Annotated in this window: 19 protein-coding genes and 1 pseudogene; 19 read left to right on the plus strand and 1 reads right to left on the minus strand. The window is 73.4% G+C overall.

Features of this window, described 5'->3' with window-relative positions; all coding sequences use genetic code 11:
- Nucleotides 1–20: 20 nt before the first annotated feature.
- From AC0693_RS27460 to ftsH, 3 genes are all read left to right on the plus strand, one after another.
- Nucleotides 21–2,456, plus strand: a complete 2,436-nt coding sequence (locus tag AC0693_RS27460; RefSeq protein WP_478803150.1) for a [protein-PII] uridylyltransferase — start codon at nucleotides 21–23, stop codon at nucleotides 2,454–2,456.
- Between the two features lie 651 nt (nucleotides 2,457–3,107).
- Nucleotides 3,108–4,679 (plus strand): signal recognition particle protein, encoded by a 1,572-nt coding sequence (ffh, locus tag AC0693_RS27465; protein ID WP_356407937.1) that lies wholly within the window; start codon nucleotides 3,108–3,110, stop codon nucleotides 4,677–4,679.
- Between the two features lie 107 nt (nucleotides 4,680–4,786).
- On the plus strand, nucleotides 4,787–6,745 hold the full coding sequence (ftsH, locus tag AC0693_RS27470) for an ATP-dependent zinc metalloprotease FtsH (protein ID WP_469318310.1): 1,959 nt from the start codon (nucleotides 4,787–4,789) through the stop codon (nucleotides 6,743–6,745).
- A 47-nt stretch (nucleotides 6,746–6,792) separates the two neighbouring features.
- Here the strand turns inward: ftsH and AC0693_RS27475 are convergent, their stop codons facing one another.
- A complete protein-coding gene (locus AC0693_RS27475) occupies nucleotides 6,793–7,476 on the minus strand; it encodes a methyltransferase type 11 (RefSeq protein ID WP_356407934.1) in 684 nt (227 codons plus the stop codon).
- 131 nt (nucleotides 7,477–7,607) lie between these two features.
- On the opposite strand from AC0693_RS27475, the gene proS reads away from it, so the two are divergent.
- The 16 genes and pseudogenes from proS to dprA all read left to right on the plus strand — a co-directional run bounded on the left by proS (nucleotide 7,608) and on the right by dprA (nucleotide 20,744).
- Complete coding sequence (gene proS, locus AC0693_RS27480; protein ID WP_468464214.1) at nucleotides 7,608–9,020, plus strand: proline--tRNA ligase; 1,413 nt, start codon at nucleotides 7,608–7,610, stop codon at nucleotides 9,018–9,020.
- Between the two features lie 199 nt (nucleotides 9,021–9,219).
- On the plus strand, nucleotides 9,220–9,819 hold the full coding sequence (locus AC0693_RS27485; RefSeq protein WP_356407929.1) for a hypothetical protein: 600 nt from the start codon (nucleotides 9,220–9,222) through the stop codon (nucleotides 9,817–9,819).
- A 210-nt stretch (nucleotides 9,820–10,029) separates the two neighbouring features.
- Nucleotides 10,030–10,470 (plus strand): 30S ribosomal protein S16, encoded by a 441-nt coding sequence (rpsP, locus tag AC0693_RS27490; protein ID WP_330332868.1) that lies wholly within the window; start codon nucleotides 10,030–10,032, stop codon nucleotides 10,468–10,470.
- Between the two features lie 2 nt (nucleotides 10,471–10,472).
- On the plus strand, nucleotides 10,473–10,712 hold the full coding sequence (locus AC0693_RS27495; protein WP_330332869.1) for an RNA-binding protein: 240 nt from the start codon (nucleotides 10,473–10,475) through the stop codon (nucleotides 10,710–10,712).
- A 96-nt stretch (nucleotides 10,713–10,808) separates the two neighbouring features.
- A complete protein-coding gene (gene rimM, locus AC0693_RS27500; protein WP_469318311.1) occupies nucleotides 10,809–11,411 on the plus strand; it encodes a ribosome maturation factor RimM in 603 nt (200 codons plus the stop codon).
- A complete protein-coding gene (gene trmD / locus AC0693_RS27505; protein WP_468464208.1) occupies nucleotides 11,411–12,232 on the plus strand; it encodes a tRNA (guanosine(37)-N1)-methyltransferase TrmD in 822 nt (273 codons plus the stop codon). The genes rimM and trmD overlap by 1 nt, the downstream gene beginning before the upstream one ends.
- A gap of 132 nt (nucleotides 12,233–12,364) precedes the next feature.
- Nucleotides 12,365–12,715, plus strand: a complete 351-nt coding sequence (rplS, locus tag AC0693_RS27510) for a 50S ribosomal protein L19 (protein WP_356407922.1) — start codon at nucleotides 12,365–12,367, stop codon at nucleotides 12,713–12,715.
- A 46-nt stretch (nucleotides 12,716–12,761) separates the two neighbouring features.
- Nucleotides 12,762–13,535, plus strand: coding sequence for a signal peptidase I (gene lepB / locus AC0693_RS27515; RefSeq protein ID WP_356407919.1), 774 nt, complete (start codon nucleotides 12,762–12,764; stop codon nucleotides 13,533–13,535).
- Nucleotides 13,528–14,576 (plus strand): annotated as a pseudogene (gene lepB / locus AC0693_RS27520) (signal peptidase I); the annotation flags it as partial. The gene lepB (AC0693_RS27515) and the pseudogene lepB (AC0693_RS27520), both read left to right, overlap by 8 nt.
- Nucleotides 14,506–15,375: a signal peptidase I gene (gene lepB, locus AC0693_RS27525; protein ID WP_469318312.1), complete on the plus strand. Its 870-nt coding sequence runs from the start codon at nucleotides 14,506–14,508 to the stop codon at nucleotides 15,373–15,375. The pseudogene lepB (AC0693_RS27520) and the gene lepB (AC0693_RS27525), both read left to right, overlap by 71 nt.
- 45 nt (nucleotides 15,376–15,420) lie before the next feature.
- The gene (gene lepB, locus AC0693_RS27530; RefSeq protein WP_478737155.1) at nucleotides 15,421–16,200 is read left to right on the plus strand and encodes a signal peptidase I; all 780 of its coding nucleotides are present in this window, start codon (nucleotides 15,421–15,423) and stop codon (nucleotides 16,198–16,200) included.
- Entirely contained in the window at nucleotides 16,187–16,678 is a 492-nt protein-coding gene (locus tag AC0693_RS27535; protein WP_469332636.1) for an NUDIX hydrolase, read from the plus strand. Before lepB (AC0693_RS27530) ends, AC0693_RS27535 begins: the two co-directional genes overlap by 14 nt.
- A 55-nt stretch (nucleotides 16,679–16,733) precedes the next feature.
- Nucleotides 16,734–17,042: a DUF2469 domain-containing protein gene (locus tag AC0693_RS27540; protein ID WP_005311352.1), complete on the plus strand. Its 309-nt coding sequence runs from the start codon at nucleotides 16,734–16,736 to the stop codon at nucleotides 17,040–17,042.
- 326 nt (nucleotides 17,043–17,368) lie between these two features.
- Nucleotides 17,369–17,779, plus strand: a complete 411-nt coding sequence (locus AC0693_RS27545; protein WP_478803188.1) for a YraN family protein — start codon at nucleotides 17,369–17,371, stop codon at nucleotides 17,777–17,779.
- Complete coding sequence (locus AC0693_RS27550; protein WP_469318315.1) at nucleotides 17,779–19,413, plus strand: YifB family Mg chelatase-like AAA ATPase; 1,635 nt, start codon at nucleotides 17,779–17,781, stop codon at nucleotides 19,411–19,413. The genes AC0693_RS27545 and AC0693_RS27550 overlap by 1 nt, the downstream gene beginning before the upstream one ends.
- Nucleotides 19,410–20,744, plus strand: coding sequence for a DNA-processing protein DprA (gene dprA, locus AC0693_RS27555; RefSeq protein WP_478803151.1), 1,335 nt, complete (start codon nucleotides 19,410–19,412; stop codon nucleotides 20,742–20,744). The genes AC0693_RS27550 and dprA overlap by 4 nt, the downstream gene beginning before the upstream one ends.
- The last annotated feature ends 93 nt before the right edge of the window (nucleotides 20,745–20,837 follow it).

Here is a 20,837-nt window from a genome sequence, read left to right on the forward strand (position 1 = left end):
CCAGCTGACAGGAGCCCCCGGTGACGAGCGTCGACGACACGACCGGAACGCCAGGCTCGGGACCCAGCGGGTACGCCGCGGCCCGGCTGCGACTCCTCCAGGAGGAGTCGCGGTCCGGGCCCGCCCGGCGTTCCGCCCTCTCCGGGCTGACCGACGACTGGCTGAACGCCCTGTTCACCACCGCCGTGCGGGAGAGCGGTGTCCGCGGCGCCGCCCTGGTCGCCGTCGGCGGCTACGGCCGGGGTGAACTCTCCCCGCGCAGCGACCTCGACCTCCTCCTGCTGCACGACGGCAAGGCGGACCCCAAGGCGCTGAGCGCCCTCGCCGACCGGATCTGGTACCCCGTGTGGGACCTGGGCGTCGCCCTCGACCACTCGGTGCGCACCCCCGGCGAGGCCCGCAAGACTGCCGCCGACGACCTCAAGGTCCACCTCGGCCTGCTGGACGCGCGCCCCGTCGCCGGAGACCTCGGCCTCCTCGCCGGACTGCGCACCACCGTCCTCGCCGACTGGCGCAACCAGGCCGTCAAGCGGCTCCCGGAACTGCACGCGCTGTGCCGCGAGCGGGCCGAGCGGTCCGGGGAACTGCGCTTCCTGCTCGAACCCGACCTCAAGGAGGCCCGCGGGGGACTGCGCGACGTCACCGCGCTGCGGGCGGTGGCGGCCTCCTGGCTGGCCGACGCGCCGCGCGAGGGCCTGGCCGAGGCCCGGCGGCGGCTGCTGGACGCCCGCGACGCGCTCCACCTGGTGACCGGGCGGGCCACCGACCGGCTCTCCCTCCAGGAACAGGACCCGGTCGCCGCGCAGCTCGGCCTGCTGGACGCGGACGCGCTGCTGCGCGAGGTCTACGAGGCGGCGCGGGTGGTCTCGTACGCCGGGGACGTCACCTGGCGCGAGGTCGGCCGGGTGCTGCGGGCGCGGGCCTCCCGGCCCCGGCTGCGCGGACTGCTCGGCACCCGGGGGACGGCCGCCGTGGAGCGGGCCCCGCTCGCAGAGGGGATCGTGGAACAGGACGGAGAGGCCGTCCTCGCGCTGGCGGCCCGCCCCGAACGGGACCCGGTGCTCGCCCTGCGGCTCGGCGCCGCCGCCGCGCAGGCCGGCCTCCCGGTCTCCCGGCACGCCGTCCGCCGGCTGGCCGCGCAGGGGAAACCGCTGCCCGTGCCCTGGCCGGCCGACGCCCGCGAGCAGCTGCTCACCCTGCTGGGCGCGGGGGAGCCCACCGTGGCCGTCTGGGAGGCCCTCGAAGCGGAAGGCCTGATCACCCGGCTGCTGCCGGACTGGGAACGGGTGCGCTGCCGCCCCCAGCGCAACCCCGTCCACACCTGGACCGTCGACCGGCACCTCATCGAGACCGCCGTACGGGCCTCCGCCCTCACCCGCCGGGTCGGCCGCCCAGACCTGCTCCTCATGGCCGCCCTGCTGCACGACATCGGCAAGGGCTGGCCCGGGGACCACTCGGTCGCGGGCGCGACCATCGCCCGCGACGTCGCCGTACGGGTCGGCTTCGACGCGGACGACGTCGCCGTGCTGACCACCCTCGTACGGCACCACCTGCTGCTCATCGACACCGCCACCCGGCGCGACCTGGACGACCCCGCGACCGTGCGCGCCGTCGCGGACGCCGTGGGCTCCGCGGGCACCCTGGAACTCCTGCACGCCCTGACCGAGGCCGACGCCCTGGCCACCGGGCCCGCCGCGTGGAGCACCTGGCGCGGCTCGCTCGTCGCCGACCTGGTGGGCCGGGTCGGCGCGGTCCTCGCCGGGGAGGCCGCCGTGCCCGACGCGGCGGGGACCCCGCGGCCGCCGGGGGCGGAACCGGAGCGCCTCGCGGTGGAGGCCCTGCGCACGGGGGAGCCCGCGCTGGCGCTGTACGCCCGCCAGGAGGAGGAGGACGCGGTCGGCGTCGAGCTGATCGTGGCCGTCCCCGACCAGCCGGGGGTGCTGCCCGCGGCGGCGGGGGTGCTGGCCCTGCACCGGCTGACGGTGCGGGCCGCCGACCTGCGGACCCTGGAGCTGCCGGACGCGCTGGGGGAGGTGCTGGTGCTGCGGTGGCGGGTCGCCGCGGAGTACGGGTCGCTGCCGCAGGGGGCGCGGCTGCGGACGGACCTGATCCGGGCCCTGGACGGCTCCCTGGACGTCCCCGCCAAGCTGGCCGACCGCGAGGCGGCCTACCCCCGGCGGCGCGGGGTCGTCCCGCCGCCGCCGCGGGTCACCGTCGTCGCGGAGGTCTCCTCGCTGGCGACGGTGCTGGAGGTGCGGGCGCCGGACGCGGTGGGGCTGCTGCACCGGATCGGGCGGGCGCTGGACGCGGGGGGCGTGCGGGTGCGCAGTGCGCACGTGTCCACGCTGGGGGCGAACGCCGTGGACACCCTGTACGTGACGGACACCGACGGCAAACCCCTGCCCGCGCCGGCCGCCGCCGCCCTGGCCGCGGCGCTGCAATCGGCCCTGACCTAGCCCCCACCCCGCCGCGACCGCCGACGAGCCGGGACACGGCCCCGCCGCGGCGCTCGCCGGCGACCCGACGCCACCGCCCCCCGCCTCCGGCGGGGCTGAAGGTGGCCGCCCGGCGTATCCCCTCGGGCGACGGTGCCGCCCCCCTGCCTCCGGCAGCGCCTCAAACGCCGGCGAGGCTGTTCATGGCTGCGCCGTCGTCCCCCTGCGGCTTGACGGTGCCGTCGGCCGGCCTCCGGCGGCGCCTCAAACGCCGGCGGGGCTGGATTTGGGCTCACCCGGCGTTCGTCTGCCGCCCTGGTGGGCACCCGGTCCGCGCAGGCGGAAGGCCACGCCCCCGACCCCAGCCCCGCCGGCGTTTGAGGCGCCGCCGGAGGCACACCCGGCGGCGCCGGACATGCGGCGGCCCCGCCCAGGGCGCGCGCAGCCCGCGGATGAGGCCGCACACACCCGGCCCGCCGGCGTTTGAGGCGCCCGCCGGAGGCACGCGGCGGCGGCCGCCGGGAAGGCGCCGGGCGCGGCCGAGGCGCGGGGGCGGGCGGTGCTTTCGGGCGGGGCCGGGGACGGGTGCCGCCCCGCAGGGTCCGGCACGCGGCGCGGCCCGATACCCTGGGGGGCGACCACACGCCCCCGACCCGAGGAATCGCGACTACCGTGTTCGATACGCTTTCCGACCGCCTCAGCGCGACCTTCAAGAGCCTCCGGGGCAAAGGTCGCCTCTCCGAGCAGGACATCGACGCGGCGGCCCGGGAAATCCGTATCGCCCTCCTCGAGGCAGACGTCGCCCTCCCCGTCGTCCGGTCCTTCATCGCGAAGGTCAAGGAGCGCGCCCTCGGCGCGGAGGTCTCCAAGGCCCTCAACCCCGGCCAGCAGGTCCTCAAGATCGTCAACGAGGAACTCGTCGGGATCCTCGGCGGCGAGACCCGCCGCCTGCGGTTCGCGAAGACCGCCCCGACCGTGATCATGCTCGCGGGCCTCCAGGGTGCCGGTAAGACCACCCTCGCCGGAAAGCTCGGCTTCTGGCTCAAGGGCCAGGGACACGCCCCGCTGCTCGTCGCGTGCGACCTCCAGCGCCCCAACGCGGTCAACCAGCTCAGCGTGGTCGCCGAGCGCGCGGGCGTCGCGGTCTACGCGCCCGAGCCCGGCAACGGCGTCGGCAACCCGGTCCAGGTCGCCAAGGACTCCATCGAGTACGCCCGTACCAAGCAGTACGACGTCGTGATCGTCGACACCGCGGGCCGCCTCGGCATCGACGCCGAGCTGATGCGCCAGGCCGCGGACATCCGCGACGCCGTCAGCCCGGACGAGATCCTCTTCGTCGTCGACGCGATGATCGGCCAGGACGCGGTCAACACCGCCGAGGCCTTCCGCGACGGCGTCGGCTTCGACGGCGTGGTGCTCTCCAAGCTCGACGGCGACGCCCGCGGCGGCGCCGCGCTCTCCATCGCGCACGTCACCGGCAAGCAGATCATGTTCGCCTCGAACGGCGAGAAGCTCGACGAGTTCGACGCCTTCCACCCGGACCGCATGGCCGGCCGGATCCTCGACATGGGTGACATGCTCACCCTGATCGAGCAGGCCGAGAAGACCTTCAGCCAGGCCGAAGCCGAGAAGATGGCGGCGAAGCTGGCGAAGGGGCCGAAGGAGTTCACGCTCGACGACTTCCTGTCCCAGATGGAGCAGGTCCGCAAGATGGGCTCCATCTCCAAGCTGCTCGGCATGCTGCCCGGCATGGGGCAGATCAAGGACCAGATCAACAACATCGACGAGCGCGACGTCGACCGCACCGCGGCCGTCATCAAGTCGATGACCCCGGCCGAGCGCCAGGACCCGACGATCATCAACGGCTCCCGCCGCGCCCGTATCGCCAAGGGCGCCGGCGTCGAGGTCAGCGCCGTGAAGTCGCTCGTCGAGCGGTTCTTCGAGGCCCGCAAGATGATGTCCCGCATGGCCCAGGGCGGCGGCATGCCCGGGATGCCGGGCATGCCGGGCATGGGCGGCGGCCCCGGCCGGCAGAAGAAGCAGGTCAAGCAGGCCAAGGGCAAGCGCAAGAGCGGCAACCCGATGAAGCGCAAGGAAGAGGAGGCCGCGGCCGCCCTGCGCAAGGAGCAGGGCCCGCAGGCCGCCCCGGCGGACGGTGACGCGGGCAACCCGTTCGGCCTGCCCACCGGCCCGGGCGGCCAGGACTTCGAGCTCCCCGACGAGTTCAAGAAGTTCATGAAGTAGCACGTCACGGGGCGCTCGCGCCCGGAGGGGCCCGGTCGCGGCAAGGGGCCGGGGCCCTTCGCACGTCCGGAAGTACTTCGTGGGGCGATGATCCAGTTTGTGGCTTAATGTCGGCCGGGAGGACGGCAGAAGGAGGCCTCGTGCCCAGCCCCACCCCCGTACCGCCGCGCGACCGGGCCGACACGCCCTGGCGCTCCGAGGGCGCCCCGCCCGCCCCGCCGCCCAAGAAGAAGATGCCCGGCGGCTGGCGCGGACTGATCCTGACCGCGCTCGTCGTCTACCTGCTCACCAACCTCGTGCTCTCCTTCTTCAACGAGGGCGACGAGCCGACGATCCCGTACACCGAGTTCAGCAAACAGGTCACCAGCGGCAACGTCTCGAAGATCTACTCCAAGGGCGACGCGATCCAGGGCGAGCTGAAGAACAAGCAGCCCCGGCCCGCCGGTGACGGGGACGGCGACTACACCAAGTTCACCACCCAGCGCCCCGCCTTCGCCGACGACCAGCTCTGGTCCAGCCTGACCGCCAAGGGCGTCGTCGTCACCGCCTCCCCGGTCGTCGAACACCGCAGCTTCCTCGCCAACCTGCTGATCTCGCTCGCCCCGATGCTGCTGCTCGTCGGCCTGTGGGTGCTCGTCGCCCGCAGGATGAGCGGCGCCGGGATGGGCGGCCCCGGCGGACTCGGCCGCAAACAGCCCCCCAAACCCGTCGAACTGGAGGGGAGCGAGCGCACCACCTTCGAGGACGTGGCCGGCATCGACGAGGTCGAGGGCGAACTGAGCGAGGTCGTCGACTTCCTCAAGAACCCCGAGCGCTACCACCGGATGGGCGCCCGGATGCCCGGCGGCGTGCTGCTCGCCGGTCCGCCCGGCACCGGCAAGACCCTGCTGGCCCGCGCGGTCGCGGGCGAGGCCGGGGTGCCCTTCTTCTCCGCCTCCGCCTCCGAGTTCATCGAGATGATCGTCGGCGTCGGCGCCTCCCGGGTCCGCGAACTGTTCACCGAGGCCCGCAAGGTGGCCCCCGCGATCATCTTCATCGACGAGATCGACACCATCGGCCGGGCCCGCGGCGGCGGCGCGGGCATGGGCGGCCACGACGAGCGCGAACAGACCCTGAACCAGATCCTCACCGAGATGGACGGCTTCTCCGGCTCCGAGGGCGTCGTCGTCATCGCCGCCACCAACCGGGCGGACGTCCTCGACCCCGCCCTCACCCGGCCCGGCCGCTTCGACCGCACCGTCGTCGTCTCCCCGCCCGACCGCGGCGGCCGCGAGGCGATCCTGCGCATCCACACCCGCGACATCCCGCTGGCAGACGGGGTGAGCCTCGCCCAGGTGGCCCGCACCACCCCCGGGATGACCGGCGCCGAACTGGCCAACCTCGCCAACGAGGCGGCCCTGCTCGCCGTCAAGCGGGAGCAGCGGGAGGTCACCCAGACCGACCTGTCCGACGCCCTGGAGAAGGTCCAGCTCGGCGCGGAGCGGCCGCTGGTCATGCCGGAGGACGAGCGCCGCCGGACGGCGTACCACGAGAGCGGCCACGCGCTCCTCGGCATGCTCCAGCCGGGCGCCGACCCCGTCCGCAAGATCACCATCGTGCCGCGCGGCCGCGCCCTCGGCGTCACCCTCTCCACCCCGGACGCCGACCGGTACGCCTACACCGAGGAGTACCTGCGCGGGCGCATCATCGGCGCGCTCGGCGGGATGGCCGCCGAACAGGTGGTCTACGACGTCATCACCACCGGCGCCGAGAACGACCTCGAACAGGTGACGAACCTGGCCCGCGGCATGGTCGCCCGCTGGGGCATGAGCGAACGCGTCGGCAGGCTGACCGCGATCCCCTCGGACGGCCAGGGCCCCTACGGCCTCGCCGCGGCCCCCGCCACCCTCGACGCGGTGGCCCACGAGATGCGGCGGATCGTCGACGAGTGCTACGAGACGGCCCGCCGGCTCCTCGTCGAGAACCGCGACAAGCTCGACGCCCTCGCCGAGGCCCTCCTGGCGAACGAGACCCTGGAGGAGGCGGCGGCGTACGAGGCGGCGGGCATCACCCGGCTGGTGAAGTAGCCGCGGGCGCGGGCGCGCGGTCGGCCGCCCCGCGCCGCCGCGCCGCGTCAGGCCGTACGGGCGATCACGTACCGGAAGATGTTCGGCAGCCACACGGACCCGTCGGGCCGCTCGAACGGGTGCAGCGCCTCCACCAGTTCCTTCTCCGCCTGCACCGGGTCCGAGCGGTCGTAGAGCCCCGTGGACAGCAGGCCCCGCGCCGCGCTCTCCATGTCCGCGTAGCCGAAGGGGCAGAACACCCGCCCCGAACCGTCCGGCCGCAGCCCGGCCGCCGCCACCAGCGCGTCCAGGTCCACCGGTACGGGCCCGCCGCCCGGCAGCGCCGGGACCGTGCAGCGCTCCGGCGGCCCCCAGTCGGCCAGCACCACCGCGGCGCCCCGCCGCAGCGCGCCCACGGCCGCGGGCAGTGCCCGGGGATCCGGTCCCACACAGGTCAGCACGGAGTACGCGCCCGGGCCCGGCCCGGGTCCGGGCGGCGCGCCCAGCACCTCCAGTCCCCGCTCACCGGCCAGGGCCCGCAGCGCGGGCCGTTCCTCCACCCCGGTCGCCCGGGCACCCCGGCCCGCGGCCAGCAGCAGGCCGAGCCCGGCCCCGCAGTCCAGGCCGAGGACCCGGTCCCCCGGCCCGACCTCCAGCCGGTCGTAAACCGCTTCGTAGAGCGGTACCAGCATCCGTTCCTGGATCTCCGCCCAGTCCCGGGCAACGAGAGTCGCCGTCGGCGTCGGTGTCATCGAGAGAGCGCTCCTGATTCCGTGTAGCCCCGTGGCCCCCGTTGCCAGGGAACTCCCCATTCGCCCCCGCGTCCAGAGGAGCGCCGGACCCGATTCACGCTCGGCGCGCCGGGCGCCGTACCATTCGCGCCATGGCAAAGGCACCCGTTCTCACCCCCCAGGCGGAGGATTTCCCCCGCTGGTACCAGGATCTGATCAACAAGGCCGAGCTGGCCGACAACGGTCCGGTGCGCGGCACCATGGTCATCCGGCCGTACGGCTACGGCCTGTGGGAGCGGATGCAGCAGGAGATGGACGCGCGCATCAAGGACGCGGGCGCCCAGAACGCGTACTTCCCGCTGTTCATCCCGCAGTCGTACCTGACGAAGGAAGCCGAGCACGTCGAGGGCTTCGCCCCCGAGCTGGCGGTCGTCACGCACGGCGGCGGCAAGGAGCTGGACGAGCCCGTCGTGGTCCGCCCCACCTCCGAGACGATCATCAACGACTACTTCTCGAAGTGGGTCCAGAGCTACCGCGACCTGCCCCTGCTGATCAACCAGTGGGCGAACGTGGTGCGCTGGGAAATGCGTCCGCGCATCTTCCTCCGTACGAGCGAGTTCCTCTGGCAGGAGGGCCACACGGCCCACGCCACCTACGAGGACGCCCGCGCGTACGCCGCCCGGATCCACCGGGACGTCTACGGCGACTTCATGACGAACGTGCTCGGCATCGACGTCGTGCTCGGCCGCAAGACCGCCAAGGAGCGCTTCGCGGGCGCCATCAACACCCTCACCCTCGAGGGCATGATGGGCGACGGCAAGGCGCTCCAGCTGGGCACCAGCCACGAGCTGGGCACCAACTTCGCCAAGGCCTTCAACACGCAGTACCTGTCGAAGGAAGGCAAGCAGGAGCTGGTCTGGCAGACCTCGTGGGGCGTCTCGACCCGCATGGTCGGCGGCCTGATCATGTCCCACGGCGACGACAACGGCCTGCGGGTGCCGCCGCGGCTGGCGGCCGTGCAGGTCGTGGTCATGGCGATCAAGGGCGACGAGGCCGTCGCGAAGGTGCGCGAGCTGGGCGACCAGCTCAAGGCCGCCGGCATCCGCGTGCAGGTCGACGACCGCGTCGACACCCCCTTCGGCCGCCGCGCCGTGGACTGGGAGCTCAAGGGCGTACCGGTGCGCATCGAGATCGGCCCCCGCGACCTGGAGGCCGGTACCGCGATGCTGGCCCGCCGCATCCCGGGCGGCAAGGAGCCGGTGCAGATCACGGCCCTGGCCGAGCTGCTGCCCGCGGTGCTGGAGGAGGACCAGGCGCAGCTGCTGCGCGAGTCCCGCGAGCGCCGTGAGGCCCGTACCTCCGACGTCGCGACCATCGGGGAGGCCGCGGAGGCCGCCGTCGCCGGCGGCTGGGCGCGCATCCCGTGGGCCGACCTCGGTCCCGAGGGCGAGGCCAAGCTCGCCGAGCAGGCCGTCTCCGTGCGCTGCCTGATCGCCGAGGACGGCTCCGTGCCGCTGGCGGACGACGCCCCGGGGACCCTCGCGATCGTGGCGCGTTCCTACTGAGGTGACCGGAAGTGACGCAGGGGGTGCCCCCGGAAGGTGACTGACCACCTCCGGGGGCACCCCCATACGTACCGACTCCTCCGGAGATCTGCGCACCCGGCCTCATCAGGACGCATGAGACTGAACTGACTGGTACGTGCAAAAAATTTGGAATGGCCCGGAATCGGAACACCGGGGCACCCCGGCTCGTTGTCACGACGTGAGCACGACACCACCTGTTCTCGCCGCAGAGCTGGCGCAGGCGTGGGCCGATATTCAGCGGTACCACCCCGAGCTGCCTGACCTTGCCGCGCCCGAGTCCCTGATCGGAGAGTCCTCGTCCGCCTGCGGCGCGGAACTCTCCTTCGAGCGACTGCTGCACGAGGCAGTCCACGGCATCGCCGCAGCCCGCGGTGTCCGTGACACGTCGCGTGCCGGCCGCTACCACAACCGCAGATTCCTCGCGATCGCCGAGGAGATGGGGCTGGACCACTCCGAAGAGCCCCATGCCAGCAGCGGGTTCTCGCTGGTCGCCCTCAACCCCGAGGCGAAGAAGCGGTACCGGCCGACCATGGAGCGCCTCCAGCGCGCCTTGAAGGCCCACACCGCCGCCACCGCCGCGGACACCAAGCGCAGCTTCCGCGGACCGGCCGCCCGGCACGGCTCCTCCGGCGGCGGCGTGCGCGTCAAGGCCGTCTGCGACTGCGGGCGCAACGTCCGCGTCGTGCCCTCGGTGCTGGCCCAGGCGCCGATCGTGTGCGGCGGCTGCGGCAAGCCCTTCCGCATCCCCGAGGCGGTCCTCGCCGCCGCGGCGTCCTGAGCGCGGCCCGGCGGCGGGCCGGGCGGCCGCGGGCGGGGGCGGCCCCGGGAGGAAGCGCCGCGGGCATGTGGCACAATGGCTAGCTGTACTCGACAGTCGAACAGGACCCCTCTCTCCTACGGCTGACGCGTCCATCGGGCACCCGAGTACCGCAACCCCACGTGGCATCTCATGTGCCCAACCACGTCAAGTTCAGGAGACACCACTCCAGTGGCAGTCAAGATCAAGCTCAAGCGCCTCGGCAAGATTCGCCAGCCGCACTACCGCATCGTCGTCGCCGACTCGCGCACCCGCCGCGATGGCCGTGCGATCGAGGAAATCGGTCTGTACCACCCCACGTACAACCCCTCTCGCATCGAGGTGGACGCCGAGCGCGCGCAGTACTGGCTCTCCGTCGGCGCCCAGCCGACCGAGGCCGTCCTGGCGATCCTGAAGCTCACCGGTGACTGGCAGGCGCACAAGGGCCTCCCGGCCCCCGCGCCGCTGCTGCAGCCGGAGACCAAGGAAAGCAAGCGTCGCACCTTCGACGAGTTCGCCAAGGCCCTCGAGGGCATCGGCGAGACCAAGGGCGAGGCCATCACGCAGAAGGCCAAGAAGGCCGACAAGAAGGCGGACGAGGCTGAGGCCGCCGCCGAGTCGACCGAGGCCTGATCATGCTCGAGGAGGCTCTTGAGCACCTCGTGAAGGGCATTGTGGACAACCCCGACGAAGTGCAGGTCGCCTCGCGCACCCTGCGTCGCGGGCAAGTGCTCGAGGTCCGGGTCCACCCGGATGACCTCGGAAAGGTGATCGGCCGCAACGGTCGCACCGCACGTGCCCTGCGTACCGTCGTGGGCGCCATCGGCGGCCGTGGCATCCGCGTCGACCTCGTCGACGTGGACCAGGTCCGCTGAGGACGCGTCCATCGCAGGAATGAAGCACCGGCACGGGCCGGGGAGGGCATCTGTGCCCTTCCCGGCCCGTCGTCGTCTGAACAGGAGAAAACAAGCGTGCAGCTCGTAGTCGCGCGGATCGGCCGCGCCCATGGGATCAAGGGTGAGGTCACCGTCGAGGTCCGCACCGACGAACCGGAGCTGCGGCTCGGGGTCGGGGCCGTCCTCCAGACCGAACCGCTGTCGGCGGGTCCGCTGACCATCGAGACCGGACGCGTCCACAGCGGCCGGCTCCTGCTCCGCTTCGCCGGGGTCAAGGACCGCACCGCCGCCGAGGCGCTGCGCAACGTCCTGCTGATCGCCGACGTGGACCCCGAGCAGGTCCCGGAGGACCCGGAGGAGTTCTACGACCACCAGCTGATCGACCTGGACGTGGTCCTCGCCGACGGCACCGCGGTCGGCCGGATCACCGAGATCTCGCACCTGCCCTCGCAGGACCTCTTCATCGTCGAGCGGCCGGACGGCACCGAGGTGATGATCCCCTTCGTCGAGGAGATCGTCCTGGAGATCGACCTGTCGGAGCAGCGCGCGGTCATCGACCCGCCGCCGGGACTGATCGACGACCGGGCGGTGATCGCTTCCGAGCGCGACGCCGACGCGGAAGCCGACACCACCGACGCCGATGCCGACACCACCGAACCCGCCGAGGGCGATGCCTGATGCGGCTGGACGTCGTCACGATCTTCCCGGAGTACCTCGACCCCCTCGACGTCTCCCTCGTCGGCAAGGCGCGGGCGCGCGGCCAGCTGGACGTGCACGTCCACGACCTGCGGGAATGGACGTATGACCGGCACAACACGGTCGACGACACCCCCTACGGCGGCGGCCCCGGGATGGTCATGAAGACCGACCCGTGGGGCGAGGCGCTCGACAGCGCCCTCGCCGACGGCTACGAATCCGGCGCCCACGGCCCGGTCATGGTCGTCCCCACCCCCAGCGGGCGCCCGTTCACCCAGGAACTGGCCGTCGAGCTGGCGGAGCGGCCCTGGCTGATCTTCACGCCCGCCCGGTACGAGGGCATCGACCGCCGGGTGATGGACGAGTACGCCACGCGCATGCCGGTCCACGAGGTCTCCATCGGGGACTACGTGCTGGCCGGCGGCGAGGCGGCCGTCCTGGTCATCACCGAAGCCGTGGCCCGGCTGCTGCCCGGGGTCCTCGGCAACGCCGCGTCGCACCAGGACGACTCCTTCGCCCCCGGCGACATGGCCAACCTGCTGGAGGGGCCCGTCTACACCAAGCCGCCCGAGTGGCGCGGGCGCGGCATCCCGGAGGTCCTGCTCAGCGGGCACCACGGGAAGATCGCCCGCTGGCGCCGGGACGAGGCGTTCCGCCGCACGGCCCGCAACAGGCCCGACCTGATCGAGCGGTGCGAGGCGTCCGGCTTCGACAAGAAGGACCGCGAGATCCTCTCCGTCCTCGGCTGGACCCCGACGCCCGACGGCCGATTTTGGCGCAGGCCCCCCGCCGTGGAAGAATAGGCGGCTGCTGTACGCCCACGCGCGCCCCTGCCACAGGGGGACCGTCGCCCGTCGGTCGGGACAGCACCCGAATTCTCTCCGGAAACCCGCTCGGCGGCCTGTGGCGTCGTGCGAAGAAAGCAGACGAAGAACATGTCTCACGTGCTCGATGCCGTCACCGCCGGCACCCTGCGTTCGGACCTCCCGGCCTTCCGCCCGGGTGACACCGTCAACGTCCACGTCCGCGTGATCGAGGGCAACCGCTCCCGTATCCAGCAGTTCAAGGGCGTCGTCATCCGTCGCCAGGGCTCCGGCGTCAGCGAGACCTTCACGGTCCGCAAGGTCTCCTTCAGCGTCGGCGTGGAGCGTACCTTCCCGGTGCACTCGCCGATCTTCGAGAAGATCGAGCTCGTCACCCGCGGTGACGTGCGTCGCGCCAAGCTGTACTTCCTCCGTGAGCTCCGCGGCAAGGCCGCGAAGATCAAGGAGAAGCGCGACCGCTGAGGTCCCCTCCGGTGTCCGGAGGCGGCCGGATAGGCTCGCCCCCGATATGGACACCGAGGCATCTCACACGCAGCGCGGCCGTACCTCCCCCGTCGAGGGAGAGGCGCGGTCGCGTTTCGCGTTTTCCGGGGCCCGGCTGCGGCGCCCCGGCTGGTTCACCTGGCGTCGCGCCGCTCTGCTCGGGGTCGTCTGCACCGTCTTCCTGCTGCTCCTCAGCCACTTCGCCGTGCAGCCCTTCCTGATCCCGAGCCGCTCGATGGAGCCCACGCTGGCGGTCGGCGACCGGCTGCTGGTGAACAAGCTGGCGTACGGACCCGGGGACGGGCCGAAGCGCGGGGACGTCGTCGTCTTCGACGGGACGGGGTCCTTCGTACCGGAGCACGCGGGGGGCGGCGGCAATCCGGTGGGCGGCGCGCTGCACGACGTCGCGTCGGCCCTCGGGCTCGCCGAACCGTCCGACACCGACTTCGTGAAGCGGGTCGTCGGCGTCGGCGGCGACGACGTGGTGTGCTGCGACGCGGGCGGGCGGCTGAAGGTCAACGGGGTCCCGGTCGAGGAGCCCTACCTGTATCCGGGGGACACGGCCTCGACGGTGCCCTTCCGGATCGTCGTACCGCTTGGCACCCTGTGGGTCATGGGTGATCACCGCTCCCAGTCCCGCGACTCCCGGGACCACCTCGGGGAGCCGGGCGGCGGGATGGTGCCGGTGGACAAGGTGATCGGGCGGGCCGACTGGATCGGCTGGCCCGCGTCCCGCTGGCGGACCCTGGGCGCGGCAGGCCCGGCAGGCGCGGCGGTTTCCGGTGGCCGACGTGGGTAGCCGGGGCCGGGGGCACGGCGAGGAGCCGCAGCCCGCCCGTACCGCTCCCGCGGCGGACGCGCACGCCTCCGATCCCGAGCTGGTCGTGCTCGGCGGCCGGGCGGAGCGGCGCAGGCTGGCCCGCAAGGTCAAACGGCGCAGGCGCACCCGGCGGGTCGGCGAGCTGCCGCTGCTCGTGGCGGTGGCGTTGTGCATCGCCCTGGTCCTCAAGACCTTCCTCGTCCAGGCCTTCTTCATCCCGTCGGGCTCCATGGAGCAGACCATCCGGATCGGCGACCGCGTCCTCGTGGACAAGCTGACGCCCTGGTTCGGCTCCAAGGTCGGGCGGGGCGACGTCGTCGTCTTCAAGGACCCGGGCGGCTGGCTGCGCGGCGAGTCCGCCCGGCCCGCACCCGACCCGGTGGTCGTCAAGCAGATCAAGCAGGGTCTGACCTTCATCGGACTGCTGCCCTCCGCCGATGAGCAGGACCTGATCAAGCGGGTCGTCGGCGTGGGCGGCGACACCGTCAAGTGCTGCGACGCCCAGGGCCGGGTCACCGTCAACGGAGCGCCGCTCGATGAGCCGTACGTGTCTCCCGGCAACGCCCCCTCCGAGATCATGTTCGAGGTGAAGGTCCCCGCGGGCCGGCTCTTCGTCCTCGGTGACCACCGGGCCAACTCCTCCGACTCGCGCTACCACCTCGACGAGGCCTTTCAGGGCACGATCGCCGAAAGCGGTGTGGTGGGCCGGGCCATCGTGATCGCGTGGCCCTACGGCCACTGGCGGGAGTTCGACCAGCCCGCCACCTTCCTGTCGGTGCCGGACCAGCCGCGGCGCGGCCGCCGCGGGCGTCGCGGGCCCGCTCCGTTCGCATAGTGTGTGCCAGGTCTCCCGCGCCTTACTTAGGGAACTCCCGCTCGTTAAGGGAGGGGAGGGCCCCGCCGGTTCGGCGCGGGCGGCACATCGGAGTGAGGAGTGGATGTGGGGGACGTGGCGGTAGGCGCACGATCCGGACGCGACGAGCCCGAGGAGCGGCCGGAGGCGGCCGTCGAGGGCGAGGCCCACGACGACGAGGGCGCTCCGCGCGCGCAGCGCTCCTTCTGGAAGGAGCTGCCGCTCCTCATCGGCATCGCGCTGGTGCTGGCCCTGCTGATCAAGACCTTCCTGGTCCAGGCCTTCTCGATTCCGTCCGAGTCCATGCAGAACACCCTGCAGAAGGGTGACCGGGTCCTCGTCGACAAGCTCACCCCGTGGTTCGGTTCCGAGCCGGAGCGCGGTGAGGTCGTGGTCTTCCACGATCCGGCGAACTGGCTGGACGGCGAGCCCACTCCGGACCCCAACATCGCGCAGAAGGTCCTCAGCTTCATCGGTCTGATGCCCTCGGCCGAGGAGAAGGACCTGATCAAGCGGACCATCGCGGTCGGCGGGGACACCGTGGAGTGCAAGAAGGGCGGCCCGGTCGTCGTCAACGGCAAGCAGCTCGACGAGCCGTACATCTTCCCCGGCAACACCGCTTGCGACGACAAGCCGTTCGGGCCGCTGACGGTCCCCAAGGGCAAGATCTGGGTGATGGGCGACCACCGCCAGAACTCGCAGGACTCCCGCTGGCACCAGGAGGACTCGACCGGTGGCTTCGTGCCGGTCGACGAGGTCGTCGGTCGCGCCGTGGTCGTCGCCTGGCCGGTCACCCGCTGGTCCACGCTGCCGGTGCCGGACACCTTCGACCAGCCGGGCATCGACAAGCACCCCGCGGCGACGGCGCTCGGTGCGGCCGCTCCCGCCGGACTGGGCCTCGCGACGGCACTGCCGATCGTGCTGTGGCGCAGGCGGAAGCTGACCGGGACGCCTACCGCCGGGTAGGGTGCCGCCCAGGTCGACGATCTCCGAGGTGCTGGGGGCGCTGTTATGGGCGGAACACAAGGTGCGATACGTGGTGGAGACGGCCGCGGCGGCCTCGGCAATGTCTTGTCGGGGATCGCCGTGGCCGTTGGTTTCGCCCTCTTCCTCGGCGGTTTCGTGTGGGGCGCGCTGGTGTACCAGCCGTACACCGTGCCGACCGAGTCGATGGTGCCCACGGTGCAGGCCGGGGACCGGGTGCTGGCCCAGCGGATCGACGGCTCCGCGGTGCGCCACGGGGACGTGGTGATCTTCACGGATGCGGTGTGGAGCGACTCGCCGATGGTCAAGCGCGTCGTCGGGCTCGGCGGCGACACCGTGCGCTGCTGTGACGCGGCGGGCCGGCTGACCCTGAACGGGAAACCGCTGATCGAGCCCTACATCGCCGACCCGGCGTCCACGGGGCTCGCCACCGGTTCGGGCAAGGCGTCGGACGTCACCTTCGAGGTCACCGTGCCGCAGGGCAAGCTCTTCCTGCTGGGCGACCGGCGCGCGATCTCCCTCGACTCACGGGCCCACCTCCAGGAAGCCGGGCAGGGCATGGTCCCGCTCACCTCGGTGAGCGCCCGGGTGGACGCGCGGGCCTGGCCGGACCCCTCGATGCTGGCGCGGCCGACGACGTACGACGCGCTACCGGGCGGCACCTCCCGTCCGGGCCCGCTGCGGCTCCAGATGGCCGCGGTGGTGGCCGGGGCGGCGCTGGTGGTCCTCGGGGCCGCCTACGGGCCGCTGGCGAGGGTCCTCGGGCGTAGGGGACGGCGACGGGAGCGCGCCGGTGTCCGGGGGTGAGGTCCGCCAGGTGTCCCGGGTGATCCTGCTGGACCCGGCGGACCGGATCCTGCTGCTGCACGGGTTCGAACCGGACGATCCCGCCGAGAGCTGGTGGTTCACCCCGGGCGGCGGGCTGGAGGGCGCCGAGAGCCGCGAGCAGGCCGCGCTGCGGGAGCTGGCGGAGGAGACCGGGATCACCGAGGTGGAGCTGGGGCCGGTGCTCTGGCAGCGCCACTGCGCGTTCCCCTTCGACGGGCGCCGCTGGGAGCAGGACGAGTGGTACTTCCTGGCCCGGACGCAGCGCACGGAGGTCGTCACGGACGGGTTCACCGAACTGGAGCGGCGCAGCGTCACCGGAGCCAGGTGGTGGACCTCCGAGGAACTTCTCGCGGCCCGTGAGACGGTGTACCCGACCAGACTCGGCGAGCTGCTGCGCACGCTGCTCGCGGAGGGTCCGCCGGGTGCGCCGGTGATCCTGGCCCCGGAAATCGTTTAGGGGCGCGCGGGCCTGGCGCACAATAGGTGGACGCACGGCTGAAGGGGAACATGCCATGAGCGCCGAGGACCTCGAGAAGTACGAGACCGAGATGGAGCTGAAGCTCTATCGCGAGTACCGCGACGTCGTCGGGCTGTTCAAGTACGTGATCGAGACCGAACGTCGTTTCTATCTGACCAACGACTACGAGATGCAGGTGCATTCGGTCCAGGGTGAGGTCTTCTTCGAGGTCTCGATGGCGGATGCCTGGGTCTGGGACATGTACCGGCCGGCCCGGTTCGTCAAGCAGGTCAGGGTCCTGACGTTCAAGGACGTGAACATCGAGGAGCTCAACAAGAGCGACTTGGAGCTGCCGGGCAGCTGAGGGGGGAGCCTCCCGGGGCGCCGGCCCGGGACGTGAGCAGACAGCCGATTCACCCGAGAGGGTGAGTCGGTTGTCCACAACACCCGGCTTGTCCACCAAGATCCACAGTGTGCCCGGTACCGCGGGATCGTCGGTGCCGGAGGTGGTGCCGGATGGACGCGAAGGGCGTGGCACAGCGAGGGGCGTCGGCTCGGCCGACGCCGGCGGTACGGGGGCCCGGGGTGACGGGACCGGCGGTAGGGGCGCCCGGGGTCTCGGGGCTGGAGGTACGGGTGCCCGGGGTGCCGGGGCCCGCGGCGGGGACACCGGCGGTACGGGCGCCTGCGGTGCGGGGGCCTGCGGTACGGGCGCCCGCGGGCCCGGCGGCGGCCCGGCAGGCGCTCGGGCGGTACGGCGAGGAACTGGCCGCCCGGCGGCTGACCGGTGCCGGGATGACCGTGATCGCCCGGAACTGGCGCTGCCGGGGCGGTGAGATCGACATCATCGCCCGCGACGGGGACGCCCTCGTCGTCTGCGAGGTGAAGACCCGCCGGGCCGGGCGCTCCGGGCACCCGATGTTCGAGCACCCCATGGCCGCGCTGCGCCCGGGCAAGACCGACCGGCTGCGGGTGCTCGCCGGCCGCTGGCTCGCCGATCACGGCGGACCGCCCGCGGGCGGGGTCCGCATCGACCTGGTCGGGGTGGTGCTGCCCCGGCGCGGGGCGCCCGTGGTGGAACACGTCAGGGGGGCCGCCTGATGGGCTTCGCGCGGACCTGCTCGGTGGCGCTCGTGGGCGTCGAGGGCGTGGTGGTCGAGGTCCAGGCCGACCTCGAACCGGGGGTGGCCGCCTTCACCCTGGTCGGGCTGCCCGACAAGACCCTGGTGGAGAGCCGGGACCGGGTGCGGGCCGCCGTGGTGAACTCCGGCGCCGAGTGGCCCCAGAAGAAGCTCACGGTGGGACTCAGCCCCGCCGCCGTGCCCAAGTCCGGCTCCGGGTTCGACCTCGCCGTCGCCGCCGCCGTCCTGGGCGCGGCGGAGCGCCTGGACCCGGCGGTGATCGCGGACCTGCTGCTCATCGGCGAACTCGGGCTCGACGGGCGGGTGCGGCCCGTGCGCGGGATCCTGCCCGCCGTGCTCGCCGCCGCCGAGGCGGGGTACCGGCAGGTGGTGGTGCCGCAGCAGTGCGCGGCGGAGGCCGCGCTGGTGCCCGAGGTGTCGGTGCTGGGGGTGCGGAGCCTGCGCCAGCTGATCGCGGTGCTGACCGACGGGGAGGTGCCGGACGAGGGGCCGCCGGACGCCTTCGGGCGCCCCGATCCGATGACGGCGGGGCTGGTGGTTCCCTGGGCCGGCCTGGGCGCGGGGCTGGCGAGCGGGGGGTACGGGGCCGGCGCGCCGCCCGACCTCGCGGACGTGGCGGGGCAGCGCGGAGCCCGGCGGGCGCTGGAGGTGGCCGCCGCGGGCGGGCACCACCTGTTCCTCACGGGGCCGCCGGGGGCGGGCAAGACCATGCTGGCCGAGCGGCTGCCCGGGATCATGCCGCCGCTCACCCGCCAGGACTCCCTGGAGGTCACCGCCGTCCACTCGGTCGCGGGCATCCTGCCGCCGGGGGAACCCCTGGTCACCGTGGCGCCGTACTGCGCTCCGCACCACTCCGCGACCATGCAGTCCCTGGTGGGCGGGGGGAACGGGATGCCGCGGCCCGGCGCCGTGTCGCTGGCCCACCGAGGCGTCCTGTTCCTGGACGAGGCGCCCGAGTTCAGCGGGCGGGTGCTGGACGCGCTGCGGCAGCCGCTGGAATCGGGGCAGGTGGTGATCGCGCGGGCCGCCGGGGTGATGCGGCTGCCGGCCCGGTTCCTGATGGTGCTCGCCGCCAACCCCTGCCCCTGTGGGCGCCACACCCTGCTCGGCGCGGGCTGCGAATGCTCGCCCTCGATGGTCCGGCGCTACCAGGGCAGGCTCTCCGGGCCGCTGCTGGACCGGGTGGACCTGCGGGTCGAGGTGGAGCCGGTCAGCCGGTCCGACCTCGTGGGCCGGGGCGACGGGGGCGATCGGGGCGAGACCAGCGAGGTGGTGGCACGGCGCGTGGCCGGCGCGCGGGCGCGGGCGGCCGAGCGGCTCGCGCAGACCCCCTGGCGGATCAACGCCGAGGTGCCGGGCCACGAGCTGCGCACCCGCTGGCTCCCCGCGCCGGGCGCCCTCGCCCAGGCCGAACGGGACCTGGAGCGGGGCCTGCTCACCGCGCGCGGCCTGGACCGGGTGCTGCGCGTCGCCTGGACGGTGTCCGACCTGGCCGCCAAGGACCGCCCTGACGCGCAGGACGTCGCGGTGGCCCTCGAACTGCGCACCGGCATCGCCCGCGGTGTCGCCCTCCCGCAGGGACGCGCGTCATGACCCCGGCGGCAGCGGCGGAGGAGGAGCGGCGGGCCCGCGCCGCGCTGACCAGGGTGCTGGAGCCCGGGGACGAGCGGGCCGGGCGCCTGCTGCGGGAGCGGGGCGCGGTCGCGCTGATACGGGAGCTGACCGCACCCGGCCCCGGACCACGGGAGCCGGCCGGGGGCGGCCCGGGACCACGGGACCTGACGGCGCCCGACCCCGGGTCATGGGGCCATGACGGGCCCGACTCGGGAGCGGGAGACCCGGGATCGCGAGGCCCGACGGCGCCCGGCCCCGGACCGCGGGGCCCGACTCAGCCCGGCCGGGGAGCGGGCGGCCCGATCGCGCCCGGCCCCGGATCGCGGGGACCGGCCGGGCCGGGGCCCCGTGCGCTCGACGGCTACCGCAGGCGGGCTGCGGCCGCGGATCCCGACCGGGACCTGGCCGCCGCGGAGGCGGTCGGCGCCCGCTTCGTCTGCCCGGGCTCGCCCCACTGGCCGACCCAGCTGGATGACCTCGGCGACGCCCGCCCCGTCGGCCTGTGGCTGCGGGGCCTGCCCGACCTGCGCACCTGGGCCCTGCGCTCGGTCGCCGTGGTGGGGGCGCGGGCCTGCACCCCGTACGGCGCGCACATGGCGCAGACCCTGGCCGCCGGGCTCGCCGAGCGGGGCTGGGTGGTGGTGTCCGGGGCGGCGTACGGCGTCGACGGCGCGGCCCACCGCGGGGCGCTCGCCGCGGGCGGGGCGACGGCGGCGGTGCTGGCCTGCGGCGTGGACGTCTCCTACCCGCGCGGACACGCCGGACTGCTCGGCCGGATCGCCGAACAGGGGCTGCTGATCGGCGAACTCCCGCCGGGCAGCCACCCCACGCCGAGCCGGTTCGTCCTGCGCAACCGGGTCATCGCGGCCCTGACCCGGGGGACCGTGGTCATCGAAGCCGCCCACCGCAGCGGATCCCTGGTGACCGCCCGGCGGGCGGGGGCGCTCGGCCGTTTCGTCATGGGCGTCCCCGGGCCGGCCACCAGCGGGCTCTCGGCCGGGGTGCACGAACTGCTGCGCGGTGAAGGGGTGCTGGTGACGGACGCCGACGAGGTGGTCGAGCTGGTCGGCGGGATGGGGGAACTGGCCCCCGAGCGGCACGGACCGGTGCTCGCCCGGGATCTGCTGCGGCCGGAGACCGCCCGGGTGCTCGACGCCCTGCCGGCCGGACGGGCCGTCAGGCCGGCCGATCTCGCACATGCCGCGGGCACCGGCACCGATGAAGTCATCGGCAGACTGTACGAACTTCACTCTCTGGGGTTCGTCGAACGGCAGGGCGACGACTGGAGGTTGATCAGGCACACACCTTGAGGAGCCACTCGAACCGGTGGCACCCGGCGAGGCGGTCATTGACCTGGGGCGTTCCGGTGAAAGAGTGAAGCCGATGAGAGACGCGGTCTTCCC

The organism is Streptomyces sp. NPDC043876 (assembly GCF_056435825.1).

Bases quoted from the DNA above. Each gene is read 5' to 3' on its own strand.
- AC0693_RS27540 (WP_005311352.1), top strand. From the start codon at position 16,734: ATGAGCGCCGAGGACCTCGAGAAGTACGAGACCGAGATGGAGCTGAAG.
- trmD (WP_468464208.1), top strand. From the start codon at position 11,411: ATGCGGCTGGACGTCGTCACGATCTTCCCGGAGTACCTCGACCCCCTC.
- AC0693_RS27550 (WP_469318315.1), top strand. From the start codon at position 17,779: ATGGGCTTCGCGCGGACCTGCTCGGTGGCGCTCGTGGGCGTCGAGGGC.
- lepB (WP_356407919.1), top strand. From the start codon at position 12,762: ATGGACACCGAGGCATCTCACACGCAGCGCGGCCGTACCTCCCCCGTC.
- rplS (WP_356407922.1), top strand. From the start codon at position 12,365: ATGTCTCACGTGCTCGATGCCGTCACCGCCGGCACCCTGCGTTCGGAC.
- dprA (WP_478803151.1), top strand. From the start codon at position 19,410: ATGACCCCGGCGGCAGCGGCGGAGGAGGAGCGGCGGGCCCGCGCCGCG.
- AC0693_RS27495 (WP_330332869.1), top strand. From the start codon at position 10,473: ATGCTCGAGGAGGCTCTTGAGCACCTCGTGAAGGGCATTGTGGACAAC.
- lepB (WP_478737155.1), top strand. From the start codon at position 15,421: ATGGGCGGAACACAAGGTGCGATACGTGGTGGAGACGGCCGCGGCGGC.
- ftsH (WP_469318310.1), top strand. From the start codon at position 4,787: ATGTCGGCCGGGAGGACGGCAGAAGGAGGCCTCGTGCCCAGCCCCACC.
- proS (WP_468464214.1), top strand. From the start codon at position 7,608: ATGGCAAAGGCACCCGTTCTCACCCCCCAGGCGGAGGATTTCCCCCGC.
- AC0693_RS27475 (WP_356407934.1), bottom strand. From the start codon at position 7,476: ATGACACCGACGCCGACGGCGACTCTCGTTGCCCGGGACTGGGCGGAG.